Here is a 7857-nt window from a genome sequence, read left to right on the forward strand (position 1 = left end):
TCTTCGCGACGCTGGAAAAGGCGTTCGCGTGACGGCTGGCCAGCGTCGCTGGCGCCTGCGATAGGAGCTATCGCGGCGCTGCCAGCGGCAGGCTGACGTGAAAGACGGCCCCCCCTGACGGTACGTTTTCGGCCCCGATGCGGCCGCCATGCGCTTCGACGATGGCATGCGCGATCGAGAGGCCTATGTCGAACTGCGCTCTCCTTAGAGCTACTTTACCATTCAAGCGCCCCCCGTTGAAAAGCTTCAATCACAGTCTAGTTCCAGATGGAATCCTTTATTGAGTACAGACCCTAGCACTACCTTGGCAGATTGTGTTTCGCCGCTGTTTTCAAGGATTTCCTTCGGCAATATGGGCACTGCTGAGGCCGCGGCCGAAGGATAGGTCGCGAAAACTTTGCGGGATAACATCGGTCGTCGGATCGACCCCATAGAGCACCCAGATCAGGTTGCCCCCTTCACGCTCATAATGCTGGCATCGGGCGGAGATTTCCGTTTGGAAGGTATTCGAGAGCTGTACCTGCCAAAGTTATTCTCTGTTGCCGGTAGGTACTGCGCGACTGTACTGCGGACATAACGCACGTCGGCCTTGGCGAGCTCGTCAATCTGTTCGCAAAGCAACCGATGGGTGTGGGATTCCTGGTGGCCCTGGTACTGGGCTGCTCGGGCCTCGTCGATCTAAGTGAGCTGCCGTGGTGCCATGGGCAGCTAGGATCCCCGCCTCTGTAGTGCACAAAATAGGGAAGCCGGCGCTCGCCCTGCTTTCTTGTCTGGATAAAGACACGACTTTCGCAACGCAGGCACCTAGCTGTTAACCCGTCCTCCTGGCGGCCACGGGCGCCGTCCGTTAGCCGATCCGAAGGGTGCCCATGTATCTTCGGACAAGGACAGGAGTTCGCGCGCCGACGCCGGGCCGATCGGCGGGTCAAACATGACGGCCTCGATGATGCGCCTTGGTGGGCGGTGCGTCGGAGACTCACTCAGCATTCTCCAAGGATACCCGGAATATGTAGAACAGGAGGTCGGTCCGAGCCAAACCAATTGTACAGGCGAAATCAATAGCTTATTGTAGTCTTGCTCGAAGAAAATGGCCGTTAGCTACCAAATAGCTACCGCGGCGACGGAAGCACCGTCTGATTCTAAAAGCAGTCATTCGTAGTGACGGGTCAAAGGTTCGAGTGCTATTTGCGACATCACTCAACCTAATGAATTGCTCCCGAGTCCTTGCGTGATTCGGGGTGTGATAACGTCAGTCCCGGCGACCGAGGGCAGGTCAATCCCCTCGCTGTCGTACCGCCTGATCGCCGCGGCCTGCAGGCCAGCGTTCGGCCGGTTCGCAATGCGCAATCGGTATCGAGCCAAAGACGTTCATGGATAGCCAGCGCAGCCCCAGGCTGGCTACCTTTGCTCCTGAGAGGGTCACATTCTCCAAGCGTCACCAGATAATGGCGCAGACAGGTAACCGGGGCACCTACCAGAATCGGCCGGTCCGTCCTCCTCGACCAGTCTCTAAGCTGGTCCGACAGCTTGCAGAGATGGGAGACACCCGCATGCCCAAACGCGTGCGCATTCGTTGCATAAACAAGACTGACAGGCGAAACGCTCACGAGAGAATCAAAAATGTCGGCGGGGTAAATTCAGACGGAACGCGATGGAAGCTATCTGTTAAGAAGACTATCCGAGACATCGAAAGCCGCGAGTGGGAGTACTACGTCGAAGAATCAGGCGTCACCGTCGAAGTCATCGTCGCCACCGACGGCCGACACAAGTACATCAAGACAACAGTGGACGGAATTCAACCGGACAATCTCGTTGCCCTCCCTGAGTGTCCGTGATGCTTATCGATCCTAGATCGCCGGTAGTGCGGGCGCAACTCGGCGCGGTTCGGCTGCGCGGCGTCAGGCGCTCTCCCCGCCACGCCCGCACTACCCTCTGAAGTTAGCGGCAACGTGACTCGGCGCTTGAAAGTCCCCGCGCTTGCCCTGGGGGAAGCGCTGTCCCTGCCACATCCCGTTAACCCCAAGCGCCCTGTAGCTGCGCTGGCTTACTGAAAGCTGACGAGACCGCGCGGCAATCCGTAAAACGGAAAAGCGGCCCGCGTGGGCCGCTTGCCGTCGAGAACAGCAACTCATTCAAGGGCCCTTTGTCGCTCTCGAAGTGTCTCACCGGCCCGCACGTTTAGAGGCCAGCCAGTCTGCTAACTAAGCCGAGGCTCCAACTGGATGCAAAGCACGAGCACGGTGATCGCGTCGGGCACGGAATCAGGCGACGATTGCGAGTTGGTTTCGTTCGTTGGCCCACGGTTTGCGCCGTCTCCGAATGGCTCGAAATCGAGTGAGATCGACGGCCTGCCGGCGATTCCCTGCTGAGCGCATCAGCAAGGGCTATTACGTCTGCCTCGTGCGGCAGCTCTCCGGCGCGCAGAGCAATGAGGCCGCCGTGGCGATCATGTCAGCGTGCCGCGCGCCCAATCCGCTTTGATTCCCTCGCTCAAGCCGCGTTCAGCGCCTGCGCGAGGTCCGCGATCAGATCCGACGGGTTCTCGATACCGATCGACAGCCGGATGGTAGAATCGAGCACGCCGATCTTTTGGCGGATGTCGGCGGGAACGCCGGAATGGGTCATGGTCGCGGGCAGGCTCGCGAGCGATTCTGTGCCGCCAAGGCTCACCGCCAGCTTGAGGATCTGCAGCGCGTTGAGGAATTCCACCGCCGCGTCCTTGCCGCCGACGATGTCGAACGAGAAGGTCGATCCCGCGCCCAGGCATTGCTGCGCGAACACACGGCCCGAGGGCGAGGCCTGCTTGTGATGACCGAGATAGTGCACCCTCGCGACCTTGGGATGGTCGCGCAGATAGCTCGCCACCAGGCGCGCATTCGCATCGGCCTTTTCCATGCGCAGGCTCAGCGTCTCCAGCGAGCGGTTGATCATCCAGCATGAATGCGGATCGAGCTGGGTGCCGATGGCGCCGCGCAGCGCCTTGATGCCCTTCATGATCGCCTTCGATCCGAGCGCGGCGCCCGCGATCAGGTCGGAATGGCCGCCGACATACTTGGTCAGCGAATACAGCGACAGGTCGGCGCCGTGCTCGATCGGCCGCTGAAACACCGGGCCGAGCAGCGTGTTGTCGCAGGCGATGATCGGCGTGTGTCCCTGGGCTTTGCCGACGGAATCGGCGATGCGGCGGATCATCGCGATGTCGACGAGGCCGTTGGTCGGATTGGCCGGAGTCTCGATCAGGATCATCGAAACCCGCCCCCTACCCATCGCCTGCTCCGAGGCCTGCCTGACGGAGGCTTCATCGATGCCGTCGGCAAAGCCGACCGCACCGATCGACAGGCGCGCCAGTGTGTTCGTCAGCAACGTTTCCGTGCCGCCATACAGCGGCTGGGAATGCAGGATCACGTCGCCGGGGCGGACGAAGGCGAGGATCGTGGTCGAGATCGCCGCCATGCCCGAGGAGAACAGCGCGCAGCTCTCGGTGCGCTCGTAGACCGCGAACCTGTCCTCGACGATTTCGCTGTTGGGGTGGTTGAAGCGCGAATAGACCAGGCCCGCGCCCATGCCTTCCGGCGGCTCGCGCCTGCCCGCGACATAGTCGAAGAAGTCCTGCCCGTCTTCGGCGGTCTTGAACACGAAAGTGGAGGTCAGGAACACCGGAGGCTTGATGGCGCCTTCCGACAGTTGCGGATCGTAGCCATAGGTTAGCATCAGGGTTTCCGGATGCAGCATATGGTTGCCAATATGGGTCTTCGACGGGAACGGTTTTACCATGGCTGCCTCGCTGATCTGATGCTGGCCGCACGTTGCGGGCCGAATCGGTGGTACAACGCGGTGGTTACAAAATCGAGCCAGTATGCAGGTTCGTCAGCACCTGCTCCGGCAGCGAATTTCCAGGCAGATCAAACTCGGCACCCGCGCATACTGCGTCAGTAGGTTCTCGGGTAGGCTGCTTAGCTGGTTGCCACTAACGGCGAGAGTATGGAGCATAGCGGGGAAGTCCTCCGGCAGACTCGTCAATTGATTGTCGCTGACCTCGAGATGCTGGAGCGAATCAGGGAGGACCTCCGGCAGCTTCGGCACTCATTGTAGCTGACGTCGAGAAACTGAAGCGCAGAAGGAAGGGCGTCAGGCAGGCCCGCTAGTCGGTTATCACTCGCGTTGAGATAAGCGAGCACGGCCGGAAGGGCGGGCGAGTTGGTCAGTTGGTCGTGACTGACGTTGAGCGCCCCAAGGGTGGCGGGCAAGCTATCGGGCAGTCTGGTTAGCCGGTTGAAGGAAACGTCGATTTGCCTGAGGTCAGTCGAAAATCTGGGCAGACTGGTCAGGGACAACGATCCGAGATCGAGATGTTGATCTCTCTCGGAGAGATTTAATCGCGTTAGGGCTTCTTCTCGATCTTCGAGCGGGCCCACCTCCCCTTCGGCAGCCCAATTTTCAACCGTCTGGTCTTGGTCGTCCTCCGCATGAGCTGAATCTGCCGCGTCATAGCCTGTCAGCACTCCGTCCCACTGCGCCCGGCGTCGTTTTCCTGCCCCTCTTGTTCGTTCGAAGAGATCCCATTCCAGCGCTGGATCTGCCCTGCCTCAAAAGGATCCATTCCATACTCCCTTGCCAGGACTGAGTAGACTCAGTCCACGTACGATACGTTGTAACCTCTGGAGCACTTACCTGTCGGTAAGCTGACGAAGAAGCTATCGCCAGGTGGCGACGATCGGAATTGGAAAGCGGTGATGGTTGCGCCTGCCCGAAGCTGCGCGACCATTTCGGCACGATCATCAGATGACAGGGTCGTATCCGCGTGGAGGCGCCCGATTTGCTCCTCACGGTCCCACCGTGCCACGCCGCCTTGGTCTGCGCGGCCGCCCCCTGTCGCTGCCTGAACTGTTCGGCTGCCCGCGCCGCACACATTGCGCGCTGGCTCTCGGCGAGGTGTCGACGCCTCAAGTTCAGGCTGATGACATATCCCAGCGGATCGTCACCGTAATAGCGCGTCGGACAATCGGTGCCGGTCTCGAGGGCGGCGCGATAGCGGTTGCGGCCGTCGGTGATCTTTCTCTCGAACATGCTGACCGGTTCGCGCACGCCGTTTTCGCGGATGAGCGTCGCACGCTACGATAGCGCGCGCGGCTTTAAGCCTGCCCCGCGACCTCACAGAACCCTCAAGATTCTCGAATCAATTTTTAGATGATTCATGGGTGGTCGGCTCTCGGAGGGCTGACCTGGCGGAGTGGGAAGACGAACTCGAGCGCTGGCTAAAGCTGTTGCTGGATCGGTTGGGTCATAAGAACCGGCGGCAGATGTGTCCATTTCACGTTGCGGGATTGATCGGTCCCGGCGACCGCGAAAGCGTTCAGCCGATGGCGAAGCGCCTTGCCGCGGGCAACTACGATCAGCTGCACCATTTCATTTCCAATGGTGTCTGGGATGCGACTCCGTTGGAATCTGAACAGTTAAATCAGGCCGACCGACTTGTCGGCGGCAAGGATGCCGTGCTCGTTATTGACGACACGGCAATGCCGAAGAAGGGCGAACGCTCGGTTGGTGTCGCGCCTCAATATGCGTCCTCTCTTGGCAAAACGGCAAATTGTCAAACGCCAGTGTCGCTGACACTCGCGCGCGGCGAAGTGCCGGTAATGGTCGCACAGCGTCCTGCCTGAGAGTTGGAAAGGCAATGTATCTCGTTTGAAGCGTGCTCGCGTGCCGATCAAACACCGAACGGCACGATCAAGCCGGAAATTGCTTTGGCCGAGGTTGACCGAGCGATGGCAGCCAACGTGCGCTTTGGATGCGTGCTGGCGGATGCAGGATACGGGCTTAGCGCACGTTTCGACAAGGGATAACAGAACGCGGCCTGGCCTGGGCCGTCGGCATCGCTCGGCATCTTAAGATGTATCCGGTTGATATACAGCTCATTTTGCCGATTACCAAAGTCCGCGGGAAGCGAAAGCACCAGGTACCAGATATCTTATCGATTGCGGTAGAACAAATTGCTGGCCAGAGCCAAATGGAAATCCGTGAGTTGGCGCAGCGGAACGAAGGGTCGTCTGAAAGCCCGATTTGCTGCTGTCCGTGTCCGCACCGCCGACGGCCCTCCGCAGCGGATATGGGTTAAAGGTCAGCAGCATCTCCAGGGCGACCAAGCTTGGCTCATTGGTAAGCAACGTGCCTCAGGGGAGAAGAAAGACTATCACGCCAACCTCCGAGCGGCGACGAATCTGCGCACACTGGCCGCCACCATAAATGCGCGATGGATTTGTGAGCAGGGCATCAGCGTTGAAGGATGAGCTTGGACTTGATCACTTCAAAGGGCGATCATGGCGGGGTCTTCATCGCCACGCCCTGATGACCATGATTGCCTACGCCTTCCTGCAACATTGTCGCCCCGCACACGCGGGGCGGAAGAAAAACTTTTAAAGGGCCTCCGCCTCAGCCAACCTTGCCCGCCGAATGTCACGCCATCGTCGACCTCATTCTTCGGCCGCCGCCTCAACGCTGCCCGTATGGCCGAAAACAAATCCTTGAAAAACAGCGGCGCAAACACATTCTGCCAAAGTAGTGCTAAAGGTCCCGGCTCATGGCCGGATGGGTGCGGTTCTTGATCTTGAGCCATTCGCGCGTGCGGCCTGCGATGTAGCGGCGATCGCCGTGCTTGGAGATGATGCCCTCCAGGCGGAGGTCGCAGGCTGCGCAAAAGAGGCCGGGCTCGATGGCGCCGCTCTCGAAGGGTGCGATGAACATGCCGTCGGGCCGGCGGCGAAGCAGCCGGGCGAGGTTGGTCTTGCGCATCTCCAGGGGCAGCTGCCGCAGATCCTGCGGCCAAACGCGAGCAGATCGAAGGCATAGAGCTGCACCTCCTCGTCGTGCGGGAGCGAGTGGAGGGCGTTGAAGTCGGAGACGCCGTCAACGCCGAGCACCACGGCCATCAATGACGAATCCCTGCTCGCGGTTGCGCAGCTCGGCCTGTACGATCCGAGGGAAGCGGTCGGTCCAGTTGTGCCCGTTCCTGGTGATCAGGCGCACGGTGCGGCCATTGAGCTCGAGGCGCAGGCGATAGACGTCATACTTGATCTCGTGGAACCAGTCGGTGCCGTACGTACGGCCTTGGCGGAGGTGGGCAGGCAGAACTCTAACGCGGGCAGCATGAGAACGAGATAGTCACCTGGCCGCGAATATGCGAATGTCGCGCTCGATTTGAGCGTCGGGATTTCGTCGGTGAGGGACGATGACAATTGCATTGCCGTACCTTGGAATTGCGGTCTGCTGCTCGCTAGGGGATTGGTTGGTAAGCTTAGTGGTTTAGGACTGGAGCGGAAGCGCCAGCTGAACGCTGATCGCGTGGCCGATCCGCCACGTCTATCGCGAACTGGGCCTGCAATTGCGCAACAGAACGCCCAAGCGCCGGGTCAAGGCCAAGCTGCGCGATGATCGCAGGCCGGCGACACAATCGAACGAGACCTGGGCGATGGATTTCGTCCACAATCAACTGGCGACCGGACACAAATTGCGCGTGCTCACGATCGTCGATATTTTCTCCCGCTTCTCACCGATGCTGGCGCCACGGTTCAGCTTCGCGGCACCGATGTCGCGGCGATACTGGAACGGGCCTGCAAGGACGTGGGATTCCCGGTGACGACTCCGCGCCGATCAAGGCAGCGAGTTCGTGTCGCGCGATCTTGACCTGTGGGCCTACCAGCGCGGCGTCACGCTGGACTTCTCTCGGCCGGGCAAGCCGACCGACACGGATGTTGTAGACAAGCCCTATGTCGCAGAAGCCTTGCTTCGTCGGGGTCGCGGCTTTGCCCGCCACCGGGACGTGAACCTCGTGTACTCCTTCTCGGCGGATTCCACGCGTGC

Annotated in this window: 6 protein-coding genes and 2 pseudogenes; 3 read left to right on the forward strand and 5 right to left on the reverse strand. The window is 60.3% G+C overall.

The genetic code is table 11. The features are described 5' to 3' along the window. Positions 1–67: 67 nt before the first annotated feature. The gene (locus CV770_RS44140; RefSeq protein WP_104466215.1) at positions 68–250 is read right to left on the reverse strand and encodes an ATP-binding protein; all 183 of its coding nucleotides are present in this window, start codon (positions 248–250) and stop codon (positions 68–70) included. Positions 251–1550: 1300 nt separating this feature from the next. On the opposite strand from CV770_RS44140, the gene CV770_RS40030 reads away from it, so the two are divergent. Next, the gene (locus tag CV770_RS40030) at positions 1551–1835 is read left to right on the forward strand and encodes a DUF3892 domain-containing protein (protein WP_245454009.1); all 285 of its coding nucleotides are present in this window, start codon (positions 1551–1553) and stop codon (positions 1833–1835) included. Positions 1836–2490: 655 nt separating this feature from the next. Here the strand turns inward: CV770_RS40030 and CV770_RS40035 are convergent. Both CV770_RS40035 and CV770_RS44390 read right to left on the reverse strand, forming a co-directional pair. After that, positions 2491–3774, reverse strand: a complete 1284-nt coding sequence (locus tag CV770_RS40035; RefSeq protein ID WP_104466216.1) for a cystathionine gamma-synthase family protein — start codon at positions 3772–3774, stop codon at positions 2491–2493. Positions 3775–3867: 93 nt separating this feature from the next. Further along, positions 3868–4083: a hypothetical protein gene (locus tag CV770_RS44390; protein WP_104466217.1), complete on the reverse strand. Its 216-nt coding sequence runs from the start codon at positions 4081–4083 to the stop codon at positions 3868–3870. Positions 4084–5300: 1217 nt separating this feature from the next. Between CV770_RS44390 and CV770_RS43740 the strand changes: the two are divergent. Further along, a pseudogene (locus CV770_RS43740) lies at positions 5301–5843 on the forward strand (IS701 family transposase). Between the two features lie 718 nt (positions 5844–6561). On the opposite strand, the gene CV770_RS44145 reads toward CV770_RS43740, so the two are convergent. Next, on the reverse strand, positions 6562–6789 hold the full coding sequence (locus CV770_RS44145) for a DNA ligase-like domain-containing protein (protein ID WP_349627992.1): 228 nt from the start codon (positions 6787–6789) through the stop codon (positions 6562–6564). A gap of 114 nt (positions 6790–6903) precedes the next feature. After that, on the reverse strand, positions 6904–7125 hold the full coding sequence (locus CV770_RS44150; protein ID WP_349627993.1) for an ATP-dependent DNA ligase: 222 nt from the start codon (positions 7123–7125) through the stop codon (positions 6904–6906). Between the two features lie 229 nt (positions 7126–7354). Here CV770_RS44150 and CV770_RS40055 point away from each other — a divergent pair. Then, a pseudogene (locus CV770_RS40055) lies at positions 7355–7756 on the forward strand (DDE-type integrase/transposase/recombinase); the annotation flags it as partial. Positions 7757–7857: the final 101 nt, after the last annotated feature.

The sequence above is a fragment of the Bradyrhizobium sp. AC87j1 genome (assembly GCF_002936975.1).
Lineage (GTDB): Bacteria > Pseudomonadota > Alphaproteobacteria > Rhizobiales > Xanthobacteraceae > Bradyrhizobium > Bradyrhizobium shewense.

Bases quoted from the DNA above. Each gene is read 5' to 3' on its own strand.
- CV770_RS44145 (WP_349627992.1), bottom strand. From the start codon at position 6,789: ATGCGCAAGACCAACCTCGCCCGGCTGCTTCGCCGCCGGCCCGACGGC.
- CV770_RS40030 (WP_245454009.1), top strand. From the start codon at position 1,551: ATGCCCAAACGCGTGCGCATTCGTTGCATAAACAAGACTGACAGGCGA.
- CV770_RS40035 (WP_104466216.1), bottom strand. From the start codon at position 3,774: ATGGTAAAACCGTTCCCGTCGAAGACCCATATTGGCAACCATATGCTG.